The 14,791-nt window shown below is 46.7% G+C and carries 16 protein-coding genes; 12 read left to right on the forward strand and 4 right to left on the reverse strand.

Going from position 1 to position 14,791, the window contains the following annotated elements; translation table 11 throughout:
- Positions 1–2 precede the first annotated feature (2 nt).
- The gene (locus HZF10_RS02725; RefSeq protein ID WP_176004642.1) at positions 3–533 is read right to left on the reverse strand and encodes an RNA polymerase sigma factor; all 531 of its coding nucleotides are present in this window, start codon (positions 531–533) and stop codon (positions 3–5) included.
- Positions 534–916: 383 nt separating this feature from the next.
- Between HZF10_RS02725 and HZF10_RS02730 the strand changes: the two genes are divergently transcribed.
- Positions 917–1,501, forward strand: coding sequence for a glutathione peroxidase (locus HZF10_RS02730; protein ID WP_176004643.1), 585 nt, complete (start codon positions 917–919; stop codon positions 1,499–1,501).
- A gap of 27 nt (positions 1,502–1,528) precedes the next feature.
- Positions 1,529–1,999 (forward strand): GyrI-like domain-containing protein, encoded by a 471-nt coding sequence (locus tag HZF10_RS02735; RefSeq protein ID WP_176004644.1) that lies wholly within the window; start codon positions 1,529–1,531, stop codon positions 1,997–1,999.
- Positions 2,000–2,003: 4 nt separating this feature from the next.
- Here the strand turns inward: HZF10_RS02735 and HZF10_RS02740 are convergent, their stop codons facing one another.
- Together HZF10_RS02740 and HZF10_RS02745 are read right to left on the reverse strand one after the other, a co-directional pair.
- Entirely contained in the window at positions 2,004–2,504 is a 501-nt protein-coding gene (locus HZF10_RS02740; RefSeq protein WP_176004645.1) for a GNAT family N-acetyltransferase, read from the reverse strand.
- Positions 2,501–3,682, reverse strand: a complete 1,182-nt coding sequence (locus tag HZF10_RS02745) for a thioredoxin family protein (protein ID WP_176004646.1) — start codon at positions 3,680–3,682, stop codon at positions 2,501–2,503. The genes HZF10_RS02740 and HZF10_RS02745 overlap by 4 nt, the downstream gene beginning before the upstream one ends.
- A gap of 99 nt (positions 3,683–3,781) precedes the next feature.
- Here HZF10_RS02745 and menD point away from each other — a divergent pair, with 99 nt between their 5' ends.
- From menD to ygiD, 5 genes are all read left to right on the forward strand, one after another.
- Positions 3,782–5,440, forward strand: coding sequence for a 2-succinyl-5-enolpyruvyl-6-hydroxy-3-cyclohexene-1-carboxylic-acid synthase (menD, locus tag HZF10_RS02750; RefSeq protein WP_176004647.1), 1,659 nt, complete (start codon positions 3,782–3,784; stop codon positions 5,438–5,440).
- Positions 5,440–6,249, forward strand: a complete 810-nt coding sequence (locus HZF10_RS02755; protein WP_176004648.1) for a sulfurtransferase — start codon at positions 5,440–5,442, stop codon at positions 6,247–6,249. Before menD ends, HZF10_RS02755 begins: the two co-directional genes overlap by 1 nt.
- 266 nt (positions 6,250–6,515) lie before the next feature.
- Positions 6,516–7,349 carry a CvfB family protein gene (locus tag HZF10_RS02760; protein ID WP_176004649.1) on the forward strand — a complete coding sequence of 278 codons (834 nt, stop codon included), beginning with the start codon at positions 6,516–6,518 and terminating at the stop codon, positions 7,347–7,349.
- Between the two features lies 1 nt (position 7,350).
- Positions 7,351–7,818, forward strand: a complete 468-nt coding sequence (locus tag HZF10_RS02765; protein WP_176004650.1) for a DinB family protein — start codon at positions 7,351–7,353, stop codon at positions 7,816–7,818.
- Between the two features lie 108 nt (positions 7,819–7,926).
- The gene (ygiD, locus tag HZF10_RS02770) at positions 7,927–8,760 is read left to right on the forward strand and encodes a 4,5-DOPA-extradiol-dioxygenase (RefSeq protein ID WP_217703340.1); all 834 of its coding nucleotides are present in this window, start codon (positions 7,927–7,929) and stop codon (positions 8,758–8,760) included.
- A gap of 107 nt (positions 8,761–8,867) precedes the next feature.
- Here the strand turns inward: ygiD and HZF10_RS02775 are convergent, their stop codons facing one another.
- Positions 8,868–9,974 (reverse strand): C1 family peptidase, encoded by a 1,107-nt coding sequence (locus tag HZF10_RS02775; RefSeq protein ID WP_176004652.1) that lies wholly within the window; start codon positions 9,972–9,974, stop codon positions 8,868–8,870.
- A gap of 58 nt (positions 9,975–10,032) precedes the next feature.
- Between HZF10_RS02775 and HZF10_RS02780 the strand changes: the two genes are divergently transcribed.
- The 5 genes from HZF10_RS02780 (at position 10,033) to HZF10_RS02800 (ending at position 14,788) form a co-directional block, all read left to right on the forward strand.
- On the forward strand, positions 10,033–10,872 hold the full coding sequence (locus tag HZF10_RS02780; RefSeq protein WP_176004653.1) for a 1,4-dihydroxy-2-naphthoyl-CoA synthase: 840 nt from the start codon (positions 10,033–10,035) through the stop codon (positions 10,870–10,872).
- A gap of 65 nt (positions 10,873–10,937) precedes the next feature.
- Complete coding sequence (locus tag HZF10_RS02785) at positions 10,938–11,450, forward strand: PH domain-containing protein (protein WP_176004654.1); 513 nt, start codon at positions 10,938–10,940, stop codon at positions 11,448–11,450.
- A 2-nt stretch (positions 11,451–11,452) separates the two neighbouring features.
- On the forward strand, positions 11,453–12,943 hold the full coding sequence (locus HZF10_RS02790) for a PH domain-containing protein (protein ID WP_317171580.1): 1,491 nt from the start codon (positions 11,453–11,455) through the stop codon (positions 12,941–12,943).
- A 185-nt stretch (positions 12,944–13,128) separates the two neighbouring features.
- Entirely contained in the window at positions 13,129–14,073 is a 945-nt protein-coding gene (gene menA, locus HZF10_RS02795) for a 1,4-dihydroxy-2-naphthoate octaprenyltransferase (protein WP_176004655.1), read from the forward strand.
- A 37-nt stretch (positions 14,074–14,110) separates the two neighbouring features.
- The gene (locus HZF10_RS02800; protein ID WP_176004656.1) at positions 14,111–14,788 is read left to right on the forward strand and encodes a metal-dependent hydrolase; all 678 of its coding nucleotides are present in this window, start codon (positions 14,111–14,113) and stop codon (positions 14,786–14,788) included.
- Positions 14,789–14,791: the final 3 nt, after the last annotated feature.

Raw genomic sequence — 14,791 nt, forward strand, 5'->3', positions numbered from 1 at the left:
AATTATACCTGTAAAAAATTGCGCAAATCGTTTATGCAGTTGCGGTTCTGTGTCTTGACCGTGCCAAGCGGAATCCCGAGCTCGTCCGATGCTTCCTGTTGCGTGTAGCCTTTAAAGAACAGCAGGTTGATGATCTCGATACATTTAGGTTTGAGCTTCTTGACGAAATCGCGAAGTCCGATGGCATCGATGCGATACGTCATGCGGCTGCTGTCTTCAAGCAGATGTACGAAATTATCGCTCGGCAGGTTTTTCTTACTGTTGTTAAATCCTTTCGAACGCAGCTTGTCGATGGCCGTGTTTCGCGTCACATTTAAAATCCAGGTATAAAATCGGCCTTTGCTTTCGGTGTACGAATCGATGTTCTTCCAGATTTTGACGAAGCTTTCCTGCAGTACGTCTTCGGCTTCTTCTTTGTCTTTGATCATGTTGCTGATGACGGCGAAGAGGCTTTTCGAATACATATTGTACATATGCGTGTAGGCTCTTTCTTCTTTTTGGACGATCATCGCAAGCAGTTGCTCTTGGGTCATATTGTGTGTGTTTTACTCAAATTTATCGATTTTATTCTTTCTACGCCCATGATTTTTTGAGCAATAGTCAATTTATCGCCTTGAATTGAAAAAATAAAAAAAAGTGCATTTTTCGAAAACCAAACACATGCCGGTTTCGTATATGATGGCAACCCAATCTTTAGGTTCGGCTGTTTTCCCGGTCTTTACCCCAATAATTTCTTCGGGAAGACAGCCATATAACTTGACGGCAGTATCGGTTAGTTGTTTGGGATTCATACTGCCGTCAACATAAAGCCCGGAGCTACGAAAGCCGGGCTTTTTCTTTATTTTGTGCCAAAACCCTTCACGGCTTGCGGTTTATTCGCTAGATTTGAAAGGCATTTAACCCTAAACACTGCATCATGTCCAAAAAAATCATCGCTGCCTTCGTTTGCCTGTTCGGGCTCTGCGTATCGGCACAGAAACTTGAATCACCTTCACAGAAAAAAATGAACATCCCAAGCATCTATGACCAGAATTTCAAGGTGGAAACCTTGACGGGCGAACCTTTCGACTTGAAATCCCTCAAAGGCAAAAAAGTCATGATCGTCAACACGGCTTCAAAATGTGGATTGACGCCTCAATACGAGCAACTCGAAGAGCTCTACAACAAATTCAAGGGAAAAGATTTCGTGATCATCGGCTTTCCGGCGAACAATTTTGCCGAACAAGAACCGGGCACGAATGCCGAAATCGCCGAATTCTGCAAAAAGAATTACGGTGTGACGTTTCCGATGATGTCGAAAATTTCGGTCAAAGGAGACGACATGTCCCCGATTTATAAATTCCTTACCCAAAAATCCAAAAACGGCGTACAGGATTCAGAAGTAGAATGGAACTTCCAGAAATTCCTGCTCAACGAAAAAGGAGAGCTTGTCAAGGTCGTAAGTCCGAAGACGTTGCCGACCGACGAGAAAATAGCCGATTGGATCAAATCGAAATCATAAGGAGCCGAAAGGTTCCTTTTTTACGTTATGTTTTTACGCATAGAAGAATTTCCCGAAACGAGGCTTATCGGAAAGAAACTAGAAATGAGTTTCGCCCACAATACGACTTTCGAACTTTGGCGCAGTTTTATGCCCAGGCGGAATGAAATACGAAACGCGCACGGCAACGATTTGTTCTCTTTGCAGATTTATCCCGCGAATATGGATTTTTCGGATGCGTCGCGAACGTTCGAAAAATGGGCTGCGGTAGCCGTTGGCTGCGATGAGAATATCCCCGAAAATATGTACAGTCTTGTGATCCCGCCAGGAAAATACGCTGTTTTCCTGCACTCCGGACCTGCAAGCCTCGCCGCCGTCACTTTCGGTTATATTTTCAATGAATGGCTTCCGACTTCGGGTTTTACACTTGACGATCGCCCGCATTTTGAGATTCTCACAGAGAAATATCGCCATGATGCGATCGATTCGGAAGAGGAAGTCTGGATTCCGATCAGGTAATTCCTCAATCCAGAATCAATTGCATGAACAACAGATCCAGCCATCGGTCAAATTTCCACGCGGCCTGTTTGATGACGCCACATTCCTCGAAACCGAATTTGCGATGGAATCCGATACTGCCTAGGTTCGAAGCGTCGATTCCGCCGATCATGTTGTGGTAACCTTGTTGTTTGGCCTTTTCGATAAGGCGTTCCAATAACAGTCGCCCGATGCCTTTCCCTGCATTTCCGTCGGCCACATAAACCGAATGCTCGATCGTGAAACGGTAACCCGTGCGTTCACGGAATTTGCCGTAAGTACTGAAACCGATAACCTTTCCGTCAAGATCGGCCACAAAAACCGGATAGTCTTTTTCGCGTTTTTCGTCGTACCACTTTTGTTGTTCTTCAAGCGTCTGCGGATCGTAATTGTAATTCGCCGTAGTGTGCAAAATGGAGTGGTTGACGATTTCGAGTATGCCCGGAATGTCGGCCGCATTGGCTTCCCTTATCAAAATAGCGCTCATTTGGATTGCAGTCGGTTTAATAGTTCATCGGCTTCTTTGGTGCCGAACCCTACGCGTTCGCAGAATTCCTTTACCCGACGTGCCGCCGCGACGGCCTTTGGGATATCGTTGAGTTTTTCGTACAACTTGGCCGTTTGCAGCAATCCTTCCTTGGATTCCTGTAAAGCCGTAGAACGTTCGCTCCAGGCAACGGCTTTCTGCAACGCATTTTTGTCGTTTATGGCCGCAAGATAAACCGCAGCGGTATTTCGAAGTGCCGAATAATCTTTGGATGCGAAAACATCGGTGGCTTTGATCGTGGCTTTTTTGTACGCGTCCCAATCCTGGACTTTCTCGTAAATCTGTTTGTCGTAAACGTATACAAGCGAATCGGCCTTGCGAATGTTCATGGCTTTGGCCAAAACGCGTTGTCTGTTGTAGGAAACGGTGTCGCCTTTTTCGGCATTCGGGCGCAAGGCTTCCGAAACGATGTTCTCGATTTTGCGCTGCACACGTTTCTCGGACGAAACATCGGCAAATTCCTTTTGATGCTTCAACACATATTGGAATTCGCGAGAACCCATATCCGAAATGCCGTTGGCGATGATTTTCCAGTTGAGCGCGCTTACGAGCTGTTCTTCTTTCTGGGTGGAAAAATAACGTGTCGCGACGTTCGAAGTAGGTTGGCCGGCCTTTCGCAGCGCCATGATCAACGCAAGCGCACGATTTCCGTCTGAGGGCTCATTGCCGAATGCTTTTTTAAGGTAAGGCAGTTGTTTTTCCTCATCGGCCGCATCGGTGATTTCCTTGATGAAATCGGGTTTTTTAAGTTCGCCGTTGAATCCGTAAAGCAGTTCACCGTTTGGGTCGAGCACTACGAAAGTCGGGTAGGACGTGACGTTGAATTTACGCGCGATCGTACGTCCGCCGTCGAGTTCAACATCCTGGGCCGCGACGAGAAAGTTTCTGTTGAGCAAGGCCGCGACTTCGGGTTCGGGAAAAATTTCCTCTCTCATTTTGTGGCAATGCGGACACCAGGATGCGTAAAACATGTACAGCACAGGTTTGTTTTCGGCCTTGGCCTGTTTCATCACCGATGCAAATCCCGATTCGTTGAACGGAAACGGCGTCTGCCCGAACATCGGAAACGCGCAGAACAGCACAAAAAACAAGAGTTTCGGTAGCGTTCGACTTGCCATTTTTTAGTAATTTAGTGCCGGTTTTCGGGCCTTTGCGCAAATATAGTTTTTTAATGGCAATGTCTGTTTATGTATCCGAAACCATCGAAAATCCACTCAATGATTTATCCTAAAATACCTTTGGCGCAGAGCGTACTGCAAATTTGCCTCGCAAAAGGAGTCACTACCGTAGTCATATCGCCCGGATCGCGCAATGCGCCGCTGACCATCGGGTTTGCCAACCATCCTGAATTCACGTGTTACAGCATTGCGGATGAGCGTTGTGCCGCTTTCTTCGCACTTGGCATCGCACAACAAATCAAGAAACCTGTCGCGCTTTTGTGTACGTCCGGTTCAGCCTTGCTCAATTATTATCCGGCGGTGGCCGAGGCTTTTTACAGCCAGATTCCGCTGATCGTGATTTCGGCAGATCGTCCGGTTTCCAAAATCGACATCGGCGACGGACAGACGATCCGTCAGCGCAACGTTTTCGAAAACCATTCGCTTTACAACGCCAATCTCACCGAGGAAGCATCAGAAGAAAACGACGAGAAGATAAACGAGGCGATCAACAAGGCGTATATCAAAAAAGGCCCGACGCACATCAACGTACCATTTGAAGAGCCCCTTTACGAGACGGTCAAGAAGATTTCGGTAGACGCGACGATTTCGGCTACGGCCAAGATTTACCGCAATATTTCGGTTGAGGATATCATCGCTTCGACCAATATCTGGAATGCGGCCAAGAAGAAACTGGTTTTGGTCGGATCTGACGAACCAGGCGAAATCGATGCCGAAATTCTTGAGAATTGGGCGAACGATCCGTCTGTGGTCGTGATGACCGAAGTGACGTCGAATTTGCATCATCCCGACTTCATCTCGAATATCGACACCATCATCACACCTTTCAATGAAAAGGATTTCGAGGCTTTCCGTCCCGAAATCCTGATCACTTTTGGCGGTATGATCGTTTCCAAGCGCGTCAAGGCATGGCTTCGGAAATACCAGCCCGAGCATCATTGGCACATCGATCCGTTGCGCGCTTACAATACGTTTGGTTGTCTGGCGCATCATTTCGTGGCCAATCCGAACGATTTCTTCCAACAGATTTTGCCTTTCACGAAGAACGTCAAGAGTGATTACGCCAAGAAAGCCGCAGCTGTGATGCAACTGCGTGCCAAAAAGCATGCGGAGTTTTTCGAAAAGGCGCCGTATTCCGATTTCAAGGTATTCGGAAAATTACTGCCGACATTGCCCAAAGATTCGCTTTTGCAGATTTCGAACAGCGCGGCGATACGGTATGCCCAATTGTTCGATGTCGATCCGTCGCTTTTGGTGTATTGCAATCGAGGCACGAGCGGGATTGACGGCAGCACCTCGACTGCGCTCGGTGCCGCAACCGCTTCCTCAAAACCAACGATCCTCATTACGGGCGACATCAGTTTTTTCTACGACAGCAACGCACTTTGGAACAATTATGTCCCGAACGATTTCAAGATCATCATCGTCAACAATTCGGGTGGCGGGATTTTCAGGATTCTTCCGGGACATTCCGAAAACAAGGTATTCAACACGTTTTTCGAGACATCGCACCATTTGACGGCCGAACATCTGGCTAAAATGTACGGATTCGAATATATCGCTTCTACTGATGAAAATTCGTTGGACAAAGGTCTTTCATCACTTTACGCCTCGAAACAAAAAGCGATTTTGGAGATTTTCACACCCGAAAAACAAAACGACGCCGTGCTTAAAAACTATTTCAAAAACCTCGACTGATGGCGTTGGTTTCGGCAGATTGGTTGTATAATAATCTCGATGATCCGAAACTTATCGTACTCGATGCAAGCCTTGCAAATCCTGTCGCGAAGAATATCGACTACACTATCGATGTGATCCCGAATGCCGTTTTCTTTGACCTTGAACGACGTTTCAGTGACTTGGATTCGGATTTGCCGCACATGATGATTTCTGAATCGAAATTCAACCGGGAAGCGCAATTATTGGGAATCGACAACGACAACACCGTTGTCATTTACGATAACAAAGGCGTGTATTCGAGTGCGCGCGTTTGGTGGATGTTCCGTTCTATGGGATTTGATGCTTATGTCCTCGACGGCGGATTAGTCGAATGGAAAAAATGTGGGTTTCCGACTGTTGCACTACATCTAAAAGCTGAGAAAGCAGGCGATTTTTTGGCTACTTCCAAAAGCGGGTATTTCGTTTCCAAAAAAGAGGTCGAACACGCTATCGCACAAAAATCGGCACAAGTTTTCGATTTGAGACATCCGAACCGATTTAACGCACTTGAAGACGAACCGCGAAAAGGTTTGCTTCGCGGTAATATACCGACGTCGATCAATATGCATTTTGCCGAATTTACAAATGGAGCGCGAATGAAAAGTCGTGAAGACTTGACTGCATTATTAGCCGATTTTCCTAAAGACACGAATCTTATTTTCAGTTGTGGTTCGGGTGTTACCGCGTGTATCGGCGCTTTGGCTGCGACTGTTGTAGGATATTTTTCGGTGTCGGTTTATGACGGATCGTGGAGCGAATGGGGAATTCCGAAGCAATTCGAATCCTAAGCGAATAGTACTCAGCCTTTTTTCTTCGGCACGCAATTCGGTACTTCCTTTCCGTTTTTCTTTTTGTTTCCGATGCGTTCGTAACCTTTCCAACACGGGGCTTGTTTGGATGATTTGTTCTTGGTTGCCATAAATTCGGGTTTTAAACTCAAAGTTCGCAATGGCAAAGATTATAGACCTTATCGATTTGAGCGAAAAGATTGCAGATTTTACTTCGTACCTTTGGCCGCAATTAAACGTATACAAACGTTTATAAACGTTTACAAATGATTAAAATCGGTAAATACAACACGCTTAAAATACTTCGTGAAACCAAGGTCGGACTTTATTTGGGCGATGGTTCCGAAGAAGTGCTGTTGCCTAACAAATACGTGCCGCTTCGCTATGAAATAGATCAGGAAGTTGATGTTTTCGTGTACCTCGACCATGAAGAGCGCAAAGTCGCCACGACGCTCGAGCCGTATATTTACCTGAACGAGTTCGCTTTGCTTCGCGTGAATTACACCAACGAATTCGGTGCGTTCATGGATTGGGGAATGGAAAAGGATCTGTTCGTGCCGTTTGCCGAACAGGCGCGAAAAATGGAGAAAGGCAAGCGCTATATCGTCTATATGTTCCTCGACGAAAAGTCGAACCGTTTGGTCGGATCGAGCAAGACCAACCAATTCCTCGACAATGAAAACCTTAGTGTCGAAGTAGGTGACGAGGTCGATTTGATCGTTTCCCACATTACCGAAGCCGGAATAAACGTGATCATCAACGAGCAGCACAAAGGACTTTTGTTCCAAAGCGAAGTGTTCGACGAAAACATAAAACCCGGAGACCGATTGGCGGGCTTCATCAAGAAAATCCGTCCCGGAAACAAAATCGACGTATCGCTTGAAAAACAAGGATATGAGAAAGTTGAACCGAACGCCGCCAAAATTCTCGAAAAATTGCAATCGGGACGCGGGTTTTTACGACTCAACGACGAAAGTTCACCCGAAGACATCAAATCGGTGTTGCAAATGAGCAAGAAGACGTTCAAGAAAGCGATCGGCGCTTTGTATAAGGAGCGCAAAATCGAAATCAAACCGGACGGCATCCATCTTTTGAAGTGATATGCAAGGAAAAGGCGCGGTAAACGCATTGCTCGAAATCTACGGAAATGCCGTCGATGGCCTGAAAGCGACGGTTCGATCGATTTCTGCAGAACAACTTATCGAAATCGCCGATTCTAAAACCGCAAATCCCGATTGCCGTTCCATACAGACGATTTTGACGCATGTGGTATACGCGGGATTCGGATATGCGACGACCATCATGAACCGCAACGGTCATATCAACGACCGACCGCCCAGAATTTTACTGCACGATTCCCAATCGTATTGCGATGCGCTCGACGACATGATGCGATTCACCCAAAGCGTTTTTGCCGATATTACCGATGATGAGCTCGAAACGTACGACGAGTCGTCCAAAATGCTAACAGGCTGGAAGCAACGTTACGATATAGAACAGCTTGCTGAACATGCGATCGTCCACATTCTTCGCCATCACAGGCAAATCCACAATTTGCGTAAACGTTAATTTGGTGTTTAAACTAGTTCGCATCCCTACTTAAAACCATATATTTGTATATACAAATGTTGTATGAACCGAAAGGATTTCATCAAAACGATACTAGGAGGGACGCTTATGGCTTCGACACAACCATTTTACAATTGGACCAAAGACTTATCAGAAGAAGATATTTCGCATCCGGTTTTGTTTATCGGACACGGTTCTCCTATGAACGCGATTGAAGACAATGAGTTTTCGCAAACCTGGGCAAAATTCGGCAAAGAAATCCCGAAACCCAAAGCCGTGCTTGTAATCTCGGCACATTGGCTTACAAAAGGCACTCACGTAACGGCAATAGATATCCCGAAAACGATCCACGATTTCGGAGGATTTCCTCAAGCGCTTTTCGACGTGCAATATCCCGCGCCCGGAAGTGCGCAATTGGCCAGGGAAACGGCTTCTTTGTTTTCGGAAACCAACGTCGGGCTCGATCACGATTGGGGTTTGGATCACGGTACTTGGAGCGTCGTAAGACATATGTATCCCGATGCTGACATTCCGGTGTTGCAGTTCAGCATCGATTATCACAAACCGCCCGAATATCATTACAACCTTGCCAAACAACTCAAGGCGTTGCGCAAAAAAGGCGTTTTGATCATCGGAAGCGGAAATATGGTGCACAACCTGCGCATGGTCGCATGGGACAAGCTCAACGAACCCGAATACGGTTACGATTGGGCTATTGAAATGAATACGATTTTTAAGGAACGCATCGGCAACGGAGATTTCAAGGCGCTCATCGATTATGAGAAGCTCAATCCGGCGGCAAAACTTGCGATTCCGACACCCGATCATTATTATCCTTTACTCTATACGATGGCTTTGCAGGATTCTAAAGATGACGTCGGTTTCTTTAACGACAAGGCCGTTGGCGGTTCGTTGACGATGACGGGAGTGAAGTTTGGATGAGGGCAGAAAACAGATTGGTAGAAAGTAGATTTACAGATTTTCTGAAGGCAAAAAGAAAACGGGAGTCATTTTGAACTCCCGTTTTTTATGGTTTTTGATCCAGATTATTACAAATCCAATTCCTTTTTGGTTTTCGACAACAATGCTTTTTTGTGCACCATGACCGAAATCGCCTTGAGGCGCATGTAAGGCACGCTCATATAGACGAATCCGCCGTTCGCGACTTTTTCAGGATCGCTTCCCCATGAATTCTTGACTTTGTAGTACACGTTTCCTTTTTGGTCTTTCACTTTGCCAACGATGTGCATCAGGTGGTCGTCTGTCGTGTTGAAGTTCTCGAATTCGGCCTGGCGGAATTGTTGGGTGATTTCTTTTTCAGGCTTGATTTCGGTAAGGATCAATTTCTCGTCGGCCTCGTTTTGCGGAACCACGGCAATCCCATATTTGCCAGAAAACGTCCTTTCGCTTACGTCGGCATCGAGCGCGAGCGTATAGCCTTTATCGAGTGCGTTGTTGATGTTGGCAATGAATTCGTCTAGCGGCACATTATACATTTTTCCGTACGAGAAATTGTCGGGAATATCGAGGATGAAATTCGAATAAAACGGTGATTGCGTAAACGAGGTAATCGTCACGTAATCATTAAGCTTAAGTTTTGTCATTTCAAGGAACGACTTAGGCGTGTAGGTCTTGCCTTCGTACGTGAATCCGGTCACGTCTTTACCCATGTATTTTTCGAGAACGGCGTCTACTTTATTCTGCCACGCCGGATCGGGTTTCTTCGCGTTCTCTTTGACCAAAGCGTCGAGTTCCTTTACCATTTGGGCATGGTTGTGGGCTTTCTGTCCTTCGGTCATTCCCGAAAACGCACTCACAGGGACGATGCCGAAATCGCGAGCACTGTTGATCACGTCGTGGTTCAGTCCGCCTTCGCCAAATTGGGCATTGCCTTGGCGCATGATGTAATTCCACGCTTTTTTCGGATAAGTGTGGCGTACGTTATACATTTCGGAAAGATCAATGTGCTTTCCGTTGATGCGATAAATTTCAGATTCGAGGAACGAAGTAGAGGAAAAACTCCAGCAAGTTCCCGTTTGCCCTTGTGAAATGACGGGTTCGCACTCGAGATCCTTAACGGTTTGGAACTCATATTTTTGCGAAAAACCCGAAAAGGCGACGGTCAGGAAGGCCAAAGAGGCAACGTATTTTTTCATGTACAGCTAATTTTTATGCGGCCGAAAAGTACTATTTTTACGCAAACAATCCTGAAAAATGGCAGAAATTAACTGGCAAGTCGCCAAAGAATTCGAAGATATCACGTATAAGAAATGCAATGGCGTGGCGCGAATCGCGTTCAACCGCCCCGATGTGAGGAACGCTTTCCGCCCAAAAACCACAAGCGAGTTGTACCAGGCGTTTTACGATGCGCAGGAAGACACGTCGATCGGCGTGGTCTTGTTGTCTGCCGAAGGTCCTTCTACAAAGGACGGCATCTGGAGTTTTTGCAGCGGAGGCGACCAAAAAGCGCGCGGCCACCAAGGTTACGTTGGCGAAGACGGCATGCATCGCCTTAATATCCTCGAAGTGCAACGTCTGATCCGTTTTATGCCGAAAGCCGTCATTGCGGTCGTACCGGGATGGGCCGTCGGTGGCGGGCACAGTCTTCACGTGGTTTGCGATTTGACGTTGGCGAGCAAGGAACACGCGATCTTCAAACAAACCGATGCCGACGTCACGAGTTTCGACGGCGGTTACGGATCGGCTTATCTCGCCAAAATGGTCGGACAGAAAAAAGCGCGTGAGATTTTCTTCCTCGGACGCAATTACTCGGCTCAGGAAGCTTTCGAAATGGGCATGGTGAATGCCGTGATTCCACACGACGAGCTCGAATCTACCGCTTACGAATGGGCGCAGGAAATCCTTGCGAAATCGCCGACTTCGATAAAAATGCTCAAATTCGCGATGAACCTTACCGACGACGGTATGGTCGGACAACAGGTTTTTGCAGGTGAAGCGACACGCTTGGCGTATATGACGGACGAAGCGGTTGAAGGACGCAACGCTTTCCTTGAAAAGAGGAAGCCGAATTTTGAGAAGAAGTGGATTCCATAAAAAAGTGCCTGAGTTGGTACGGTTTAAATGACATTTTTGTCTTAATGTAAATCTCGATTTTATTCATGGAGTTCACGAATAATACCTTAGACGTTACGAGCCTTCCTCGCTTCGAAGAGGTCAAGTTCAACAAAATCCATAGCGATTACTGGAAAGTGATCCTCATAGTCGAGGCTATCATTTTTTTGGTTGTCGGCATCGCGCTCGGATTGGTGTATTATTTCCAACAGGAATTTCGCGGTTACGCCTCGTATTTCGGATTGTCATATGTCGTGTTGATTTTGATTGCCGTGTGGTTTTCGCGCCTGAGTTTTTCCAAGAAAGGATTTGCGTTCCGCGAGCACGATGTGTTGTATAGAGATGGCGTAATCGCAACCCATACGATGGTAATCCCGTACAATCGCGTACAGCATGTAGCGTTGCACGAAGGTGCTATCTCGCGTATTTTCGGGTTGGCCAAAATCGAGATATTCACCGCGGGCGGCCATCAAAGCGATATCGAGATTCCCGGCATCGAAAAAGAACAGGCCGAGAACATCAAGCAACTGCTCATGGGCAAAATCAGAAAAGAACTGTAAACGTGGCAGATTTCAGCAGCCCGCAACGGCAATCCAAAATCGGGATTTTGATCATGTTCGCCCACACCGTACAGGAATGGGGACGTGCGTTATTCCCGATGCTGATCGTACTTGCCGTAAATCTCAACAATAAAAAAATCATCGTCGGATTGATGACGATTGCCATTTTCCTGGTCATCGCGATCGTCGTCGGATGGTTGCGCTACCGTAATTTCACGTTCTGGATCGATGAGGAAAACGAGGAATTCGTTATTACGGAAGGCATCCTCAACAAATCGAAAACCGTCATCCAACTCGGCAAAATCCAGCAGGTAAACATCGGACAATCGCTTTTGCAGCGCATCATCGGGGTTTACGCGCTCGACGTGGACACGGCAGGCTCGAACAAAAAAGAAGGCAAGATCCGTGCGATTTCTCACGGTTTGGCACTCGCGCTCAAGGAACGCCTGCTTGAGAATTCGGGAAAAATCAAATCTGACGTTTCGAATCCGGAAGCATCAGAAACCTTGGACGCATCCGAAAAACCGTTCATCAACATCAGTTTCTTCAGTCTTTTCAAATATGGCATCACATCGAATTACCTGAGAACGCTGGGCGTGATCCTTGCTTTTTTCGCAACGGTTTACGAAAACGTGCACCGTTTCATGGAGAGTTCAAAGTATGAGGCCAACATCGACAATTACGTGGGTGAATCGCTTGCGTTGAAAACCGGGATGATCCTCGTCGGTATGCTGTTGCTGGCGATACTCGTGATCAATGTGCTTCGCGTCATCATCCGATATTACGGCTTCAGGATTGCAAGGCAAAAAGGATCGTTGCTGTTGTCTTTCGGGCTCATCAACACCAAATCTACAATTATCAAACCCGAAAAAGTCCAGATCACGACGGTTTCCCAAAACTATTTCCAAAAAAAGCTCGACATTCTGGAATTGCGTATCAGGCAAGCTACCGGAGGCGAAGAGGAAAAGAAGCGTTCGGCGATCGAAATCCCGGGTTGTGACGCACGCGAACGCGATTCGATCCTCAAGCTATTGTTCAAATCGATTCCCGAAAAAGGGGTTATGCTGCAGCCGAATTATCGCAAGCTCGTGTTTTCGATATTCCTGTCAATTGTGTTACCTTTAGGTATAGCCTATATGGCGATCCCATCCGACGTTCTTTCCGATTTCCTGTGGGTTTTTCCGCTGTGGACGATACTGCGCGGTTTGATGCTGTATTTCGGTTTCCGCAATTACCGCCTGTTCATCCACGATAAATTCATCATAAAACAAAGCGGCGCTTGGGATATAGCAAACCAGATCATCGAGCCTGAAAAAATCCAGGCGTTGTCGGTTTCGCAGCTGTTTTGGCACAAATCGGCCGATATCGGTTATCTCACGATTTACACCGCGGGCGGAAACCTGTCGTTCCAGCTCGGCGATTATACCGTAATCAAGGGTTACGTGAACAAATGGCTGTACGAGATGGAGACGAGCGATAGCAATTGGATGTAAACTGAATTTGAAAATTAGATAATTTGAAAATTTGGAAATGAAGCTTGAAGTGAGTTGAAGTTTTTATTTAAAATTGAACCTATGAGAATATTCGTCAAAGTAAACCAGGGCAAAAGCCTCAAACGAGAAGTAATCGACTTAATGAGCCATTTTCAAATTTTCAAATTCCCAAATTTCCAAATTCAATGAAACACTGGATTGAAGCCGCACGCGTACGAACCTTACCACTTTCCGTTTCGGGAATCCTGATCGGCTGTTTTTACGCCATGTCGCAAAGCACGTTCAACTGGAATATCGTGTTCTTCGCACTAACGACGACTTTGCTGTTGCAGATTCTGTCCAATTTCGCCAACGATTACGGAGACGGTGTCAAAGGAACCGACAACGCCGACCGCATCGGGCCGACGCGTGCCGTGCAAAGCGGCGTGATTTCGCCTGCGCAGATGAAACGCGCCATGGTCGTGACTTCGGTGCTCACGATGATTTCGGCCGTCGCTCTGATTTATTTCTCGTTCAAAGAGAAGTATTTGCTGTATTCGCTCGCGTTTCTTTTCCTCGGATTCCTGGCCGTCGCTTCGGCAATCCGTTATACGGTTGGGAATACGGCTTATGGCTATCGCGGTTATGGCGACTTGTTCGTGTTGGTTTTCTTCGGATATGTAAGTACGCTGGGCATCTATTTCATGTTCATGAAGGAAATCGATCCCAAACTCATCTTGCCGGCGACCGCCGTCGGGTTTTTGAGCGTCGGGGTTTTGAACCTGAACAACATGCGCGACGAGGAATCGGATAGGAAATCCGGAAAAAATACGATTGTCGTCAAAATCGGAGGCGCAGCCGCCAAGAAATACCATTTCTTCCTAGTAGTTTCGGCCATGCTCATGGTCGTGATATTTTCGATTCTCGACGGATTCACCGCGGGCCAATACATTTACCTGATCGCTTTTCTGCCTATGTTGGCGCATCTTGGCAGGGTCGCCAAAAATAAGGAGCCGAGAAAACTCGATCCCGAACTCAAAAAACTCGCCATCAGCACATTTTTAATGTCGGTGCTGCTTTCGCTTTCGTTCATTTATTTCCTTCAGGATATTTTCGTGCAGATTTATGTCGCGCTGACGAATCCTCACTAATGGAAAATAAAGAATAAAAAATCAACAAATCAAAAACATGAAAATCACATACCTCGGCCACGCCAGTCTTGCCATAGAAGTCAGCGGACGCCATATTATCGTCGACCCTTACATTTCCGCGAACGAACTCGCTTCGCACATTAATATAGAAGACCTGAAAGCCGATTACATCCTTGTGACTCACGCCCACGGTGATCATGTGCTCGACGTAGAAGCCATTGCCAAACGCACGGGCGCGATGATCGTTTCGAATGCCGAAATCGCTTCGTACTACGAGAAAAAAGGCTTCAAATCGCACGGAATGAATTACGGAGGAACCTGGAATTTCGATTTCGGAAAAGTGAAATACGTGATCGCGTTGCACTCGAGCACATTCCCCGACGGTTCTCCGGGCGGAAATCCCGGCGGATTCGTGATCGAAGGCGAACACAAAAACGTTTACATTGCCGGCGACACCTCGCTGACTTACGACATGCAGCTCATCGCGTTGCGCACCAAGCTCGATTTGGCGATTTTGCCCATCGGAAGCAATTACACGATGGATGTGGACGATGCGATAACGGCTTCCGATTTCGTCGAATGCGATAAGGTTTTGGGCTATCATTACGATACTTTCGGTTACATCAAGATCAATCAGGAGGACGCCAAGCGCAAGTTTTATGAGGCGGGGAAAGATTTGATGCTTTTACCGATAGGTGACTCTATAGATCTTTAATTT

The organism is Flavobacterium agri, from assembly GCF_013401995.1.
GTDB classification, from domain to species: Bacteria; Bacteroidota; Bacteroidia; order Flavobacteriales; family Flavobacteriaceae; genus Flavobacterium; species Flavobacterium agri.

Coding starts and splice junctions, on each gene's coding strand:
- HZF10_RS02775 (WP_176004652.1), bottom strand. CDS start 9,974: ATGAAAAAATACGTTGCCTCTTTGGCCTTCCTGACCGTCGCCTTTTCG.
- HZF10_RS02760 (WP_176004649.1), top strand. CDS start 6,516: ATGATTAAAATCGGTAAATACAACACGCTTAAAATACTTCGTGAAACC.
- HZF10_RS02765 (WP_176004650.1), top strand. CDS start 7,351: ATGCAAGGAAAAGGCGCGGTAAACGCATTGCTCGAAATCTACGGAAAT.
- ygiD (WP_217703340.1), top strand. CDS start 7,927: ATGGCTTCGACACAACCATTTTACAATTGGACCAAAGACTTATCAGAA.
- HZF10_RS02755 (WP_176004648.1), top strand. CDS start 5,440: ATGGCGTTGGTTTCGGCAGATTGGTTGTATAATAATCTCGATGATCCG.
- HZF10_RS02780 (WP_176004653.1), top strand. CDS start 10,033: ATGGCAGAAATTAACTGGCAAGTCGCCAAAGAATTCGAAGATATCACG.
- HZF10_RS02800 (WP_176004656.1), top strand. CDS start 14,111: ATGAAAATCACATACCTCGGCCACGCCAGTCTTGCCATAGAAGTCAGC.
- menD (WP_176004647.1), top strand. CDS start 3,782: ATGATTTATCCTAAAATACCTTTGGCGCAGAGCGTACTGCAAATTTGC.
- menA (WP_176004655.1), top strand. CDS start 13,129: ATGAAACACTGGATTGAAGCCGCACGCGTACGAACCTTACCACTTTCC.
- HZF10_RS02740 (WP_176004645.1), bottom strand. CDS start 2,504: ATGAGCGCTATTTTGATAAGGGAAGCCAATGCGGCCGACATTCCGGGC.
- HZF10_RS02730 (WP_176004643.1), top strand. CDS start 917: ATGTCCAAAAAAATCATCGCTGCCTTCGTTTGCCTGTTCGGGCTCTGC.
- HZF10_RS02725 (WP_176004642.1), bottom strand. CDS start 533: ATGACCCAAGAGCAACTGCTTGCGATGATCGTCCAAAAAGAAGAAAGA.
- HZF10_RS02785 (WP_176004654.1), top strand. CDS start 10,938: ATGGAGTTCACGAATAATACCTTAGACGTTACGAGCCTTCCTCGCTTC.
- HZF10_RS02735 (WP_176004644.1), top strand. CDS start 1,529: ATGTTTTTACGCATAGAAGAATTTCCCGAAACGAGGCTTATCGGAAAG.
- HZF10_RS02745 (WP_176004646.1), bottom strand. CDS start 3,682: ATGGCAAGTCGAACGCTACCGAAACTCTTGTTTTTTGTGCTGTTCTGC.